Here is a 14,201-nt window from a genome sequence, read left to right on the forward strand (position 1 = left end):
TCTTTGGGGGGGCCTCCCCTGTGGTGGGGGGGGGGGGGTCGGGGCGCGCCCCGCGGGGCCGCCCGTCCGCCCCCCCCCGCCGCCGAGTAGGGCCGCCTACCGCCTGTCCTCAGGCGTCCGGTGCCGTGTAGACACGATCACCGCCCACATAGGTCAGGATGGCCCGGCTCTCGCCGATCGCGTCGGCGGTTCCCGTGAACGGATCCCGGTCGAGGACCACCAGGTCGGCGAGCTTGCCCACCTCGATGCTCCCCGTGTCGTCGAGGTGGTTCACGTACGCGGACCCGGCGGTGTAGGCGCTGAGTGCGGCCGTGAGATCGATTCGTTGCTCGGGGAGGAACACCGGGCGCCCCTGCCCGTCCCGGCCCGGCAGTACGCGATTGACCGCGACATGGATGCCGTGGATCGGGTCGGCGCTGCTGACCGGCCAGTCGCTGCCGGCTGCCAGCGTTGCGCCCGAGCGCAGCAGGGAACCGAAGGGATACTGCCGACGGGAGCGCTCGTCCCCGAGGAATGGGATGGTGAGTTCGTCCATCTGCGGTTCGTGGGCTGCCCACAGCGGTTGCATGTTGGCCGTGACGCCGAGCGCGCGGAAGCGGGGGATGTCGTCGGGGTCCACGACCTGCAAGTGGGCGAGGTGCGGTCGGGTGTCCCGGAATCCGTTCGTCGTCCGAGCGGCGTCAACCGCGTCGAGCGCGTCGCGGACGGCCCGGTCGCCGAGCGCGTGGAAGTGCACCTGAAATCCGAGGGCGTCGAGCTCGGTGACGTAGCGGCGCAGTTCGTCCGGGTCGACGAAGCTGGTGCCGGAATGGTCTGTTGCGCAGCCACATCCATCCAGATACGGGGAGATCATGGCCGCGGTGCGGGATTCGGCGACACCGTCGAGCATGATCTTCACGGTGTCGGCCCGCATCCTCCCGACGCGGAGACGGGAACGTCGCCGGAGCAGGTCGGGGATCTGCTCGGCGCCCCGGTCGCGATCCCACCACAGGGCGCCCGCCACCCGCGCGGTGAGGGACCCGTCGCCGGCCGCGGTCAGGTAGGCGTCCGAGACGTCGGAGATCCCGGAGGTGTCGCCGAGTAGCGCGTCCTGCCAGGCGGTGATGCCGAGCGAATGCAGGTGCTGCTGGGCGTGGAGCAGTGCCTTCAGCCGGTCGTCGGGTGTGTGCTCCGGGGTGTGGCAGCCGACCAGCTCCATCGCAGACTCCTGGAGCATGCCGGTCGGCTCGCCGTCGGCGTCGCGTTCGATACGTCCGCCGACGGGATCGGGGGTGTCTCGGGTGATGCCCGCGATGTTCAGCGCTCGCGTGTTGGCCCATGCCCCGTGGTGGTCGCGGTTGGGCAGAAACGCCGGCCGATCACGCACGACGGTGTCGAGGAGTTGCGCGGTGGGTGTGCCTCCGGCGAACGCCTCCATCGACCACCCGCCACCGACGATCCACGGCAATTCCGGGTGTGCGTCGGCGTAGCTGCCGATGGCGGCGAGGGTGGCAGCGGCATCGCTGATGCCGGTGAGGTTGCAGCGGGCGTACTCGAGGCCGGCCACCACGGGATGAATGTGCGCGTCCTGGAAGCCGGGCAGCAGCAGCCTGCCGGTGAGGTCGACGACCTCGGTGCGGGCGCCGATCAGCTCCCGGACCTTGTCGTGGCCGACGGCTGATATCCGGCCACCGGTGACGGCGACCGTCGTGGCGCGGCTGCGGGCCGGGTCCAGGGTGGCAATCGATCCGCCGGTGAAGACCAGATCTGCGGGTCCTGCTGACATCGAAAATCTCCTGTCGGTAAGTGCTTTCGTCGGTGTTCGGATCAGGTTGTGTTGCGCTGATCAGTAACGGGTGGTCACGGGGGCTTCGGCGGGCGCAGTTCCACCGAGCAGGTTGGCGTCGTCGGCATCTGTTCCGCGGCCGGTGACGAAATAGGGCGACCGGCGGATCCACTTCGCGTGCGCGGCCACCACCAGCCCCGAGATCAGGATGAGGACCGGGAACAGCAGTTGGAACCACCCGTTGGTCGCGCTGAATTCGAGATGATCTGCCGAGGTGTAGAAGATCCAGCCCAAGTAGCCGCCCAGCGCCAGCAACACCAGGGAACTGAGAGCGGGAAACACGACCGCGCGCAGTCCCTCCCACGGACGTTCCCGTAGAAGCCCGCGGAACCGGACAGCGGCGGCGAGTGCCGTCAGGCCGTACCAGACGGCGACCACCAGACCGATCGAACTGATGCCCGCACCGAGAAGGTCGCTGAGCTTGGGGATGACCGTGGCCAGCAGCGCGACCACGGCGGAGATGCCGCCGAGCAGCACGGTCCCGGCGGCAGGGGTGCCGTAACGGGAATGGATGCGGGTCCACACCGGGCCGAGCGTGCGGTCCCGGCCCATCGCGAACAGTCCACGCGCGCTGGGTATCACGGTGGCTTGGAGCGAAGCGACGACGGAGAACATCAGCGCCACCACGGGGAGCGCGGCCAGCGGCTGCCGGGCGAGTGCCTCGCCGAGGAACGCGAGCCCGACGGTCCCATTGTCGGCCAGTTCCGCGGGGGTGAGGACGCGCTGGAACGCCACCGCACCGAGCAGGAACAAGCCGAGGACCATGAAGACGGTGATCACACCGGCGCGGGACGCGTCGCGCGGATCGCGCACCTCCTCGCTCACACTGAACGCCGCTTCGAAACCCCAGTAGAAGAAGACCGCGATCACCATGCCCTGAGCCAGCACGGCGAACGACGGAATCGCGAAGGGATTGAACCAGGAGAGCGAGAACGGCTGGGTCCCGGCACACAGCCCATACGTGCAGAAGCCGATCAACACGACGTACTCGAAGAAGAGGAGATACTTCTGCAGCCGTGCCGCGACCGCGACGCCCCGGACGGCGGTGACGGTCACCGCACCCAGGATCGTCAGCCCCAGCAACGTCGACTGCAACGTGGAGTCGGGATCGAGAGTGAGTCCGCCGATGCTGTGCAGGCCGGCCATGCCGGCGAGTTGCAGGATCGCCGACCCGGCGATCGCGGTGGTGTAGGCCATGAACACGACGACGGCGACGATGGCCATCCAACCGGTGAGGAAGCCCAGCCACGGACTGAGGCTGCGGCCCACCCAGACGTAGCTGTTGCCGCAATTGGGTTCCACCCGGTTGAGCCGGGCGTATCCGCTGGCAATTCCCAGAATCGGGACGAAAGCCAGTAACAGCACCACCGGCATCTGGAGACCGACCACGGCGGCGATGACTCCCAAACCGACACCGATGCTCGTCGTCGCCGCGGTACTCGAGGCGGCGATCGCAATTCCGTCCATCACGCCGAGGGATTTGCGCAGGGCTGTCGCCCTCGGCGCGTCGGCCGCTCCGTTGTTCACTGCTGCCATGTGTACGTCACTTTCGCTGGAGGGTGGAGAGGGACGGGAGGCCACGCGCCGGTCCGGCTTCTCGTGCCCGCGACCCGGGGCTTCGCTCCCTGCCTGTGATATGCAACACCGTCGCCGTTTACACCGTCAACGGTGTTGGCATAAGCTGGCGGTCCACGGAAGGAGCCGGAAATGGCGAAGCAGGTGGTCTCGGACTCGGCCCGGAAGCGGCGCAGGCCGACGAAGCAGGGTGCAGTTCTCTCGGAGCAGCTGATCATGGAGACGGCGCTACGGTTGCTCCGCCACCACGGCAGTGCAGGTCTGTCCGTCCGCCGCCTCGGAGCCGCGCTGGGGGCCGACCCCAGCACCCTGTACCGGTACTTCCGCGGCATCGACGATCTCACGTTGGCGATCGCCGACGAGCTGATCGGCCGGTCGTTCCGCGGGTGGGAACCCACCGGCGACTGGTGGCGGGACTTGCACTCCCTCGGAATACGATCGCATGCAGCGTATCTGGACCATCCCCAGGCGGCAGTCCTGTCGGCCAGCCGCGTCAGCGGTCGCACCTCGGAGAAAGCGGCCGTAGACACGATCCTCGGAATACTGCGCAAGGCAGGGTTCCCCGACGGCGCAGCGGTGCGCCTCTACCGTGCGTTCGTCGATCAGATGCTGGCGTTCGCCGCCCTCGACGGAGCGGAACTTGCGCTACCAGAGGACGTCCGCGAGTCCGACCGGCAACTGTGGCGATCCTCCTACGCGCAACTGCCGGCCGAGACGCACCCGCACATCGCTGCGACCGCCGGCCTCCTCGTCGACCTCTCCGACCGCAGCGCCTATCCCGACGCACTCGAACTGCTCCTCGACGGCGCTCGCGCCCTGCTTCACCGACTCGACGCGAAACGAGAATCGGCAACCTCGTGACAATGGTTCAGCTCGAATCGTGGCCGAACGGCCCGACTCACCCCCGGCTACGACGTCTTCGAGGGCAGGCCGCACGACCGCGTCAGCCGCCGACGAGCGGCACCAGGATGAAGTGACCGGCTCCGCGGGCGGCGGAGAACACGTCCCAGGCCATCGGGCCGCCGGGACCACGGCCTTCCGCGTACCGGAGATCGTATGCGGGGTTCACGGGTGCGAGCCGATAGTCGAAGAAGGCGTAGTTGGCGCGCAGCAAAGTTCGCGCCGGTTCGGTTGCCTCCGCGAGACGGGGCACCAACCGGTCCTCGACCACCAGTCCACGGTCGGAGAACTCGTCGACGATGACGCATTCACAGAAGTACGCGAGGGTCCCGATCTCACCGGGGGATCGCACCGGGGCCTCCCCGACGAGTGTCCCGACCGCCCGGCCGACCCGCTCGTAGTCCTGCGCGCTCGCCCAGTTACCGAAGATGGGGGGTGCGTCCCACGGGAGACCGCTCTCGACGTCGTAGTACACGGCGCCGACTCCCAGCACGGCGAGCAGGCCGGCCAGCGTGCCGGCGACGGCGCGGTCCGTGGTGTCGCGCGCGGCGCTCCAATGGATTCCGGCGGCGAGGACCGCGAACATCGCCAGCGTGGTCGCGGGCGCCACGTAATACCAGTGGTACGGCACGGTATCGAGGACGACGTAGGCGACGTAGTAGAGGGCACCGGACAGTCCGAGCGCGAGCAGCGGCACGGGCAACGGCACCGGTCGCTTCCATGGCCTGGCGTACGAGGCGAGCGCGACGAGAATCAGGACGAGTGCGAGGGCCGCGGGACCGAATGCCGCCACGGTCCGCCACGGGTTGGACTCGAAGTACATGACCGGGCCGGTGAGGTAGTTGAAGCCGCCCACATCGGAGGCCTGGCCCTGCTTGATCAGGAAGGTGTCGGGCAGAGCCGAACCGAGTACGACCCAGCTGAACAGGTACCACGGCCCGGCGATCGCGGCGAAGCCGGCGAGGGCGCGGCGCAGTTGCGTGCGAATCGCCGGCGACAGGGCGGCGATGACCACGACGAAGACGAGCAGGTCCAGACGCACGAGCGCCGCCATTCCTGCGGCCGCACCGAACCAGGCGGCCCTGCCCTCGAACGCGAACCACACCATCACCGCGACGGCCGCCGGGATCAGCAGCACCTCGAGCCCGACCGCCGACAACACGAACGGGTTGAACACCACCAGCGCACCGGCGAGCACCGCCCACACGGTCCCGAGGCCGAGCCGCCGACACGTCCGCGCGAGCACCCAGCCCAACAGGGCGGTGACCGCGACGTTGAGCATTCCGAGTGCGAACAGGGGATCGCCCGGGCCCCACAACCGGGTCAGGAACGTCAGTGCCCCGAGCACGAGCACATTGAGCGGGGACGTCGACGTGTTCGCGGTCAGTCCGTGGACGATCGCCCACTCCCCGTGGACGGCCAGGTTCCTGGCGGCCGACAAACTGATGTAGGCGTCGTCGGTGAGGCTGCCGGAGACGATCCAGAACAACACGGCCGCCACCACCGCGCCGGACGCAGCGAGGATCGCCGGCGCCCGGAACGGGCTCGGTACCGGTGGCGGGGCAGACCGCTCGAGCGGTTCGTTCAGCAATCCTGTGGACACCGCGACATCCTAGAGAGTGCAGCCGCGACTGCTGCTCGCAGCCACCGAACTGACGGCAACACGGTCGCGAGTCCCCGGAAATGTCCTGCCGCGCGAACTCGCTGGTGCCGACGACTGTTTAGTCATTCGAGAAGACGGGAAATCGACGCCCCAGGGTCGGAAGCGTCACCGGTGGCACCACCGGCCCAGGTTCCGCGGGTTGAGCCCCCAGGTCGCGGGACCGCCCCCGGGGATCTTCTATCGGCTGTGTCGCTCGTGAGCGGTGAGAAGCAGAGCGTCGAAACGGTCGCGAAACGAAGTGGGCGTGTGGAATTCGTCGCCGAACGCGAGAACGAGTCGCTCGGCGATCACACGGATCTTCGTGTTCGTCTGCTGTGACCGCCACGTCAGAAGGTCGAAGGCGGCGTCGGCGGAGAGGGAATAGACGAGCATCAACGCACCCTTGGCCTGTTCGATGACTGCCCGCGAACGGACGACATCGGCCGCCATGTCGTGGACCGACTCACCGGGAGGCGGCGGCTGGAGGAGCCCGGAGGAGGCGTCGACCGAAGCGCGTTCGGCCTTGTCGAGCAAGCGTGGATTTTCCCAGACCTCGTCCGTCATGTCCTGCCACACGAGCACGACGAAGCGGGTATCCGCGGAGGTGAACGTGGAGGCGAACCCGTGCGCCCACAGCCAGTTCCCGTTCCTGTGCCGGACGCGGGCATACCCCGCATGGGCGGTGCCGGTATCGAGGACATCCCGGACGAGGCCGAACCAGCGCGGCGCGTCCGACGGGTGCATCAATCCCGCGAGGTCCACCCGATCGAGTTCGTCGGTCCGGTACCCGACGAGGGCGGCCAGAGCAGGGTTCGTCAACACCAGCTGCCGGCGGTCGTCGTAGACACAGACGGCACGCGGAAGAGAAACGAGCAGCGCTGAGAACGCGTCGTGGCCGTGACCGTCGGCCGGTTCGAGAGGGAACCCGGACATGCATACTTCCTTCGATACTTCGCCCCGACGACGACACGTACAGCGATGATCGCGGTGTGACAGATCAATCCGCTAGAGGTATTCGGAGCCGAGCCCCGTCCGGCTGGGTGTGATGTGCGTCCTACTCCCTGAGTTCGCCCATCGCGGGTGTCCATCCGCGGATCTGCACCTTCTCCACCAGATTTTCCTGGGCGAACGGATCCTGCGCGAACAGGTGTGCGACGGCGTCCTCGTCCTCGGCGTCGACGATGAACAGCGCACCGTGACCGTCGGCGAGGGGGCCGGTCGAGCGCATGATCTTGCGGCGGACGAGTTCGGTGAGCCACCCACGATGCTGCGTCCGGTGATCGTCGCGAAGGGACGACGTCTCGGGGCTGTACGTGTATTCCACGACGAACAAGGCCATGTGCTTCTCACTCAGCCGTGGTCGATGTAGGACTCGAGCTGGTCGCGTTCGGTCTGCAGCTCGCCGATCCGGCTCTTCACCACGTCGCCGATGCTGACGATGCCGACCAGCTGACCGTCCACGATCACCGGCAGATGCCGGATCCGGCGTTCGGTCATGGTTTCGGCGAGACTGTCCACGGTGTCGGTCGGGAGACAGGCGAACACCGACGTCGTCATGATGTCCACGACCCGGGCATTCAGGATGTCGGGGCCGCGCTCGTGGATGCGGCGCACCACGTCGCGTTCGGTGACGATCCCGACGACGGCGTCGTTCTCCATCACCACCAGGGCGCCCACATTGTGCCTGGCGAGTTCGCCGATCAGCGTGCTGACCGGCATCTCCGGATCGACCGTCACCACGGCCGGACCCTTGTTCCGCAACACATCCGCGATTCGCATCTGGACACCCCGATCTCTGGGCACTCCGACTGGCCGCCGACTTGATCATAGGCAGACTTCGAGCGTATGCCAGCGTTTCTGCCGGTCTTGGTTTGGTTATCTACTCGTGACCGCCGCGTCCCGCGGACCGGCGTGCGGGCCGGGCGCCCACCGGGACTGCGGTGTTAGGTTGGCGCTGTGCCGATCACCGTGCTACTCGTCGACGACCAGGAACTGATGCGGATGGGCCTCAACATGGTGCTCGACGCTCAGGACGACATCACAGTCGTCGGTGAGGCGAGCGACGGCGCCGCCGCCGTCGCCGCGGTCCGCAAACTCGAACCCGACGTGGTGTTGATGGACGTCCGCATGCCGGTGGTGGACGGTGTCAGCGCGACCGCCCAGATCCTGGAGTCGGGCGTTGCGAGCCGCGTGCTGGTGATGACCACCTTCGATCTCGACGAGCACGCCATGGGTGCGTTGCGGGCCGGGGCCAGCGGCTTCCTGCTCAAGGACACCCCGTCGGAAGACCTGGTGTCGGCCATCCGCAGCGTGGCCGCGGGTGACGCCGTGGTGTCGCCGAAGGTAACCCGCCGGCTGCTGGCGAGGTTCCTCGACGACGGTCCGGCACCGCTTCGTGACCCGGAAGTCCTCGACGTACTGACCGAGCGTGAACGGGAAGTGCTGCAGCTGGTCGCCACTGGGTTGTCCAACACGGAGATCGCCGGTCAGCTGTTCCTGTCGGAGTCGACCATCAAGTCGCACGTGGGCCGGATTCTGACCAAGTTGAACGTCCGCGACCGGGTGCAGGCAGTGGTGCTGGCCTACGAGACGGGCCTGGTACGACCCGGCTCGTAGGCCGGCGGGTGGGGAAGCGAACTGCCGCTAGACGGTGAAGGTGCCGACGGTCGGGACCACGGTGCACGTGACGGAGTCGGCGTAGCCGACGGTGCCGAACATCGTCGCGAGGACGGTTCCCTTGCCGGTGTCGACGATCTTGGACAGCAACGGGGTGTTGATGAGCGGCAGCTTGTCGTCGAGCTTGACGATCCCGCCCTGGAATGTCGTGAGGTTGATCCAGGCGACGCTGAGATCGGACGACTGCGGGATCGCGACGTAGGCGGGGATGGCCTGGAATCGGAGTTGGTTCGCGGTGATCTGGGGGAACAGGTTCGGTCCGCCCTGGGCGCTTGCCAGCGTGACCGTCGCGGGATTGTCGGCGACGCCGCATCCGAGGGTGGGGGACGGGTACATGAAGTCCTGCGGGGTGGTCAGTCCGACTTCGAGCACGTTCTTCGGGATGAACACACTGGCGCCGAGGAGAGCGTCCACGGCGGCGGTCGCGGCGGGGGAGACCTCGGTGGCCAGCGCCTGCAGTTCGGCGGCACCCTTCGCGAAGTCGGCGACCGGTGCTGCCGACGCCGGCCCCGAAGGCAGCATGCCGAAGGCGGCTGTGGACGCGAGAACGATTGCGGCTCGGCGGAAGACGGTGGAACGAGTCATATCGGCTCCTCGTTGTGCGCGGGGTCGGAAGACCCCCATCGCAGTGAACTGCATCATGCGCAGAGTCTCAATGTCAACTTGAGGTTTAGATCGTGAGCGCTTCGATATCTCCGGCCGGGAGAAAATCGGCGCCGTCGAACGTTGAACGATCAGACGGTTGACCCAGACCCTCGATGAACCCGGCCGTCCGAAAGGGGGCGTCATGTACGCCGCACTCTTCCTGTTGTACGTAGTGGTGGAGATCGCCGCGCTCGTCCTGGTCGGAATCGCGATCGGCGTGCTGTGGACCGTGCTCCTCCTGCTCGGTGGAACGCTGATCGGACTGCTGCTGATGCGGTCGCAGTGGCGTCGTGTGATGGACGGCCTGCGCCGGGCGGTGAGCGGCGACGGTTCGCCGGGTGCCGCGGTCGCGGACGGCGCGCTCGTCGCGCTGGGCTCCGCGCTGATGTTCGTCCCCGGCCTGGTCACCTCGGTGCTCGGGCTGCTCTTCCTCGTTCCCCCCGCCCGGTGGGCCCTGCGGCCCGTCGTGGTCCTGCTGGCCGGCAGGCGTGCCGCCACCGTCGCGGCCGGGGCGGAGGCGTTCGCGCGGGCACCCCGACGCGGTCGCGGCGAGGTGATCGAAGGGGAGGTGGTCGAGGAGGTCTTCGAGGGCGAAGTGATCGACGAGGAGCCCCGAACCGCGACCCGTGATCCCCGCGTTCTGCCCTAACAGGCAGACTGGTTGCCTGTGACTACCCAACTGCTGGTCGGCGGCCGAATCTACAGTTCCTTTGTTCCAGACGCCACGTCGATGGCAGTGACCGACGGTGTCGTGTCGTGGGTCGGCGACGACCGCGCGGCCCGCGCGCTGCACCGCGGCGCCGACGTGGTCGACCTCGGCGGCGCGTTCGTCACCCCGGCATTCGTCGACACCCACGTGCACGTCACGGCGCTCGGCCTGAACATCGTGGGCCTCGACCTGGTCGGTGTCGGGTCGCTTCGCGAATGCCTCGACCGGCTCGCGTCCTTCGCCCGCACCCACGGCGACGCGGTCATCTGGGGACACGGCTGGGACGAATCGGCGTGGCCGGAAGGCGCCGGTCCCACCACGGCGCAGCTCGACGAGGCCGCGCCCGGGCGCACGGTGTATCTGTCCCGGATCGACGTCCATTCGGCAGCGTGTTCGACCGCCCTGCGCCGGTCGGTCCCGGATCTGAGCGTCGCCGCCGGGTTCTCGCCGGAGGGCCCGCTGACATTCGAGGCGCACCACGCCGCCCGCACCGTCGCGCGCTCGCTGCTGACGGCCGAGCAGCGTTCCGCCGCCCGCATCGCCGCCCTCGACGCCATCGCCTCCCGCGGCATCGTCGCGGTGCACGAGTGCGGGGGCCCCGACATCGCCGGACTCGACGATTTCCGTGAACTCCTGGCCACCCCGCACGGTGTCGAGGTCCGCGGCTACTGGGGCGAGGCGGTCACCGACGCCGACGAGGCCAGGAAGTTGCTGAACTCCACCGGCGCCCACGCGCTGGGCGGCGACCTGTTCATCGACGGATCCCTCGGCTCCCATACGGCGTGGCTCAGCGAACCCTATGCAGATCTGGACGGCGGCACCGGCAAGAGCTACCTGGGTGTCGACGAGATCGCCGCACACGTGCGCGCCTGCACGATCGCCGGCATCCAGGCCGGGTTCCACGTCATCGGCGACGCCGCCGTCCGGGCCGCGGTCGACGCGTTCGCCGTCGTCGCCGACGAGCTGGGCGGTCCCGCGGTCGCGAAGGCCGGGCACCGACTCGAACACGCCGAGATGATGACCGGTGACGACGCGGCGCGGCTCGCGCAGTGGGGTGTGATCGCCAGCGTCCAGCCCGCGTTCGACGCCCTGTGGGGTGGGACCGACGGCCTGTACGCGCAGCGCCTCGGAACCGACCGTGCCCTCACTCTCAACCCGTTCGCCGCCGCCGCCTCCGCCGGGGTGTCGCTGGCACTGAGCTCCGACGCACCCGTCACCCCGGTCGACCCCTGGGCGATGCTGCGCGCGGCCGTCCACCACCGCACGCCCGGCAGCGGGATCTCCCCGCGCGCGGCGTTCTCGGCGGCCACGCGCGGTGCATGGCGGGCCGGCGGGGTCCGGGACGGTCTCGCCGGCACGCTCGACCCGGGAGCGCCGGCGTCGTACGCGGTGTGGGATGCCGGTGAACTCGTGGTCAGCGCGCCGAAGGACTCCGTGCAGCGGTGGTCGACCGATCCCCGCTCCCGGGTCCCGGCTCTGCCGCGGCTCGAGGACGACGCGCCCACGCCGGTGCTGCTGCGTTCGGTGCACCGGGGGAGCGTCGTCCATGAGCGGTAGCACGACACCTCGGTGGACCACCGGAAAGCCCGGCGTGCTGGTGCGTTCCGTCCTGTCGGTGGCCGCGGGATTCCTCGTGTTCGCCGGATTTGCGCCCCGTCCCCTCTGGTTCCTCGCACCCATCGGCATCGCCGTGCTGACGCTGGTCCTCACCGGCGCCGGGGGTGCGGCACCGAGACTGCGCGCGGGCTTCGGCTACGGCTACCTCGCGGGACTCGGTTTCCTCGTGCCGCTGCTCCCGTGGATCGGGGTGTTCGTCGGAGCCCTCCCGTGGCTTGCCCTCGCCGCGGTCGAATCGCTGTTCATCGGACTGTTCGGGGTGCTCGCCGTGCTCGTCTCCCGGCTGCGCTGGGCCCCGCTGTGGATCGCGGCGTGCTGGTCGCTCACGGAATGGCTGCGCGCGAGCGTGCCGTTCGGCGGCTTCCCCTGGGGGCGGTTGGCGTTCGGCCAGTCGGAGGGCTGGTTCCTGCCGCTCGCGAGCATCGGCGGTTCCCCGCTGCTCAGCTTCGCTGTCGCGCTGACCGGCGCCGGACTGGCATCCGTCGCAGTGACGGTGCGGGCCCGGGCGGGCGGCGCCCTGAACTGGACGCGGCCGTTCGCAGGTGGTCTGGTCGCCGCCCTCGCCGCGACCGTCGTGTCACTCGCACTGTGGCCGACACTGCCCGGCATGGACTCGGGAGACCGGACGATCACCGTCGCCGCGATCCAGGGCAGCGTCCCCAAACTCGGACTCGACTTCAACGACCAACGCAAGCGGGTCCTCGACAATCATGTGAACCGCACCCTCGAACTCGCCGACGACGTCGCGTCGGGAGCGGCGCCGCAGCCCGACCTCGTAGTCTGGCCCGAGAACGCGTCCGACATCGATCCCCTGCGCAACGCAGATGCCGCCGCCGACATCTCCCGGGCGTCCGAGGCGATCGGCGCGCCCATCCTGGTGGGTGCGGTGCTCGTGAACTCGGACCGCACCACCACCAACTCGGTGATCGTGTGGGACGGCGATGCGGGACCGCAGGAGCAGCACGACAAGAAGATCATCCAGCCGTTCGGCGAGTACCTGCCGTACCGCGGGTTCTTCCGGCACTTCTCCTCGTACGCCGACCGGGCGGGCAACTTCGTTCCCGGCGACGGCGACGGGGTCGTCCACGCGGACGGAATCGCCGTCGGCGTCGCGACCTGCTACGAGGTGGCCTTCGACCGGGCTTTCGAGCAGTCGGTGCGCAGCGGCGCCGAACTGCTCGCCGTCCCGACCAACAACGCCACGTTCGGCGACACCGAGATGACGTACCAGCAGCTCGCCATGTCGAAGGTGCGGGCAGTGGAGCACGGGCGCGCCGTCGTCGTCGCCGCGACCAGCGGTGTGAGCGCGATCATCGGCCCCGACGGCTCCACGGCGGCGGAAACCTCACTTTTCGTACCCGCGGCCCTGGTGTCGCAGGTGCCGCTCCGCACCGGTACTACGCTGGCAAGTCGGCTCGGCCCGATTCCGGAGGTTCTTCTCTGTGTCGGCGCCGTCGCTGCCGTCGCGTTCGCCGTGGTGCAACGACGACGCACAGTTCGCACACTGATTCAACGCAGTACCGAGAAGGCGCCGGCAGTTGCCGGCAGGGAGGATCCTCATGGCATCGGAGACCGATTCCGGGCAGAGCGGGGCACCGAGCGCACGGACTCTGGTGATCATTCCGACGTATGACGAGCGGGAGAATCTCGGCCTGATCGTGGGGCGCCTGCATGCGGCGCTACCCCAGACGCATGTTCTCGTCGTCGACGACGGCAGCCCGGACGGCACCGGAGACGTCGCGGACGCCCTCGCGTCGAACGACGACGCCGGTCGCATCCACGTGATGCACCGCACCGAGAAGAACGGTCTCGGAGCCGCCTACATCGCCGGTTTCCGCTGGGGCCTGGACCGCGACTACACCGTCCTCGTCGAAATGGACGCGGACGGCAGCCACGCGCCCGAGCAGTTGCATCGCCTCCTCGACCAGGTCGACGCCGGCGCCGACCTCGTGCTCGGTTCGCGGTACGTGCCGGGCGGCACGGTTGTCAACTGGCCGAAGCACCGCGAGTGGCTCTCGCGTGGCGGGAACATCTACTCGCGACTCGCCCTGGGCGTGAAGATCAAGGACATCACCGGCGGATACCGGGCGTACCGCCGCGAGGTGCTCGAGAAGCTCGACCTCGCTGCGGTGGAGTCGCACGGCTACTGCTTCCAGGTCGACCTGGCGTGGCGGGCGATCCAGGAGGGCTTTACCGTCCGGGAGGTTCCCATTACATTCACGGAACGAGAAATCGGTGAATCCAAGATGAGCGGCGGGATCGTCCGCGAAGCGCTTCTCAAGGTCACGCAATGGGGGCTGCGGAACCGGCTCGCCAGAATCAAGGGTGTGCCAGCCAGATAGCACCGGGTACCGACCGCTGCCCCATTACTTCTTCGGAACGCGTGGGCAGCGCTGGGTTAGGTGCTTTGAAACCTGGTACCCGTGGGCAAAGCCGCCATATGTCCACATTCTGAGACGCCCTGAAACGGTCTGAACCGTACGTCCGATAGGAACCTGAAGCGTACTCCCGGGTAAGGTTCGGTAAATTCCCAGGTTCGCAGGTCACTATAAGTTTCTTGGGTGGCCGGTGGGTGTCGTGCCCACCGCCGGAGTGGGAAGAGGACGAACAAG

At 68.4% G+C, this 14,201-nt stretch carries 13 protein-coding genes; 6 read left to right on the top strand and 7 right to left on the bottom strand.

From position 1 onward, the window contains the following. Positions 1 to 109: 109 nt before the first annotated feature. Together ACFWAY_RS14070 and ACFWAY_RS14075 are read right to left on the bottom strand one after the other, a co-directional pair. Complete coding sequence (locus tag ACFWAY_RS14070; RefSeq protein ID WP_378510982.1) at positions 110 to 1,765, bottom strand: amidohydrolase; 1,656 nt, start codon at positions 1,763 to 1,765, stop codon at positions 110 to 112. A 60-nt stretch (positions 1,766 to 1,825) separates the two neighbouring features. Further along, positions 1,826 to 3,361 carry an APC family permease gene (locus ACFWAY_RS14075; protein ID WP_378510983.1) on the bottom strand — a complete coding sequence of 512 codons (1,536 nt, stop codon included), beginning with the start codon at positions 3,359 to 3,361 and terminating at the stop codon, positions 1,826 to 1,828. Positions 3,362 to 3,532: 171 nt separating this feature from the next. On the opposite strand from ACFWAY_RS14075, the gene ACFWAY_RS14080 reads away from it, so the two are divergent. Beyond that, on the top strand, positions 3,533 to 4,261 hold the full coding sequence (locus tag ACFWAY_RS14080) for a TetR/AcrR family transcriptional regulator (RefSeq protein WP_378453163.1): 729 nt from the start codon (positions 3,533 to 3,535) through the stop codon (positions 4,259 to 4,261). An 82-nt stretch (positions 4,262 to 4,343) separates the two neighbouring features. On the opposite strand, the gene ACFWAY_RS14085 is transcribed toward ACFWAY_RS14080, so the two are convergent. From ACFWAY_RS14085 to ACFWAY_RS14100, 4 genes are all read right to left on the bottom strand, one after another. Beyond that, positions 4,344 to 5,903: a hypothetical protein gene (locus tag ACFWAY_RS14085; protein ID WP_378510984.1), complete on the bottom strand. Its 1,560-nt coding sequence runs from the start codon at positions 5,901 to 5,903 to the stop codon at positions 4,344 to 4,346. A gap of 237 nt (positions 5,904 to 6,140) precedes the next feature. Continuing rightward, positions 6,141 to 6,875: an ANTAR domain-containing protein gene (locus ACFWAY_RS14090; protein WP_378453161.1), complete on the bottom strand. Its 735-nt coding sequence runs from the start codon at positions 6,873 to 6,875 to the stop codon at positions 6,141 to 6,143. 121 nt (positions 6,876 to 6,996) lie between these two features. Next, entirely contained in the window at positions 6,997 to 7,281 is a 285-nt protein-coding gene (locus ACFWAY_RS14095) for a YciI family protein (protein ID WP_378510985.1), read from the bottom strand. An 11-nt stretch (positions 7,282 to 7,292) separates the two neighbouring features. Beyond that, on the bottom strand, positions 7,293 to 7,721 hold the full coding sequence (locus tag ACFWAY_RS14100; protein WP_378453159.1) for a CBS domain-containing protein: 429 nt from the start codon (positions 7,719 to 7,721) through the stop codon (positions 7,293 to 7,295). 177 nt (positions 7,722 to 7,898) lie between these two features. Between ACFWAY_RS14100 and ACFWAY_RS14105 the strand changes: the two genes are divergently transcribed. Continuing rightward, positions 7,899 to 8,558: a response regulator gene (locus tag ACFWAY_RS14105; RefSeq protein WP_378453158.1), complete on the top strand. Its 660-nt coding sequence runs from the start codon at positions 7,899 to 7,901 to the stop codon at positions 8,556 to 8,558. A gap of 27 nt (positions 8,559 to 8,585) precedes the next feature. Here the strand turns inward: ACFWAY_RS14105 and ACFWAY_RS14110 are convergent, their stop codons facing one another. Beyond that, on the bottom strand, positions 8,586 to 9,203 hold the full coding sequence (locus ACFWAY_RS14110; protein ID WP_378510986.1) for a hypothetical protein: 618 nt from the start codon (positions 9,201 to 9,203) through the stop codon (positions 8,586 to 8,588). Between the two features lie 202 nt (positions 9,204 to 9,405). Here ACFWAY_RS14110 and ACFWAY_RS14115 point away from each other — a divergent pair, with 202 nt between their 5' ends. The 4 genes from ACFWAY_RS14115 to ACFWAY_RS14130 are packed head-to-tail and all read left to right on the top strand — an operon-like array spanning position 9,406 to position 13,931. Beyond that, positions 9,406 to 9,912, top strand: coding sequence for an FxsA family protein (locus ACFWAY_RS14115; protein ID WP_378510987.1), 507 nt, complete (start codon positions 9,406 to 9,408; stop codon positions 9,910 to 9,912). A gap of 12 nt (positions 9,913 to 9,924) precedes the next feature. Continuing rightward, positions 9,925 to 11,529 carry an amidohydrolase gene (locus ACFWAY_RS14120; protein WP_378510988.1) on the top strand — a complete coding sequence of 535 codons (1,605 nt, stop codon included), beginning with the start codon at positions 9,925 to 9,927 and terminating at the stop codon, positions 11,527 to 11,529. Then, positions 11,519 to 13,222 carry an apolipoprotein N-acyltransferase gene (gene lnt, locus ACFWAY_RS14125; protein WP_378510989.1) on the top strand — a complete coding sequence of 568 codons (1,704 nt, stop codon included), beginning with the start codon at positions 11,519 to 11,521 and terminating at the stop codon, positions 13,220 to 13,222. The genes ACFWAY_RS14120 and lnt overlap by 11 nt, the downstream gene beginning before the upstream one ends. After that, the gene (locus ACFWAY_RS14130) at positions 13,149 to 13,931 is read left to right on the top strand and encodes a polyprenol monophosphomannose synthase (RefSeq protein WP_378510990.1); all 783 of its coding nucleotides are present in this window, start codon (positions 13,149 to 13,151) and stop codon (positions 13,929 to 13,931) included. Before lnt ends, ACFWAY_RS14130 begins: the two co-directional genes overlap by 74 nt. The last annotated feature ends 270 nt before the right edge of the window (positions 13,932 to 14,201 follow it).

The sequence above is a fragment of the Rhodococcus sp. NPDC059968 genome (genome assembly GCF_042738615.1).
Classification (GTDB): domain Bacteria; phylum Actinomycetota; class Actinomycetes; order Mycobacteriales; family Mycobacteriaceae; genus Rhodococcus_F.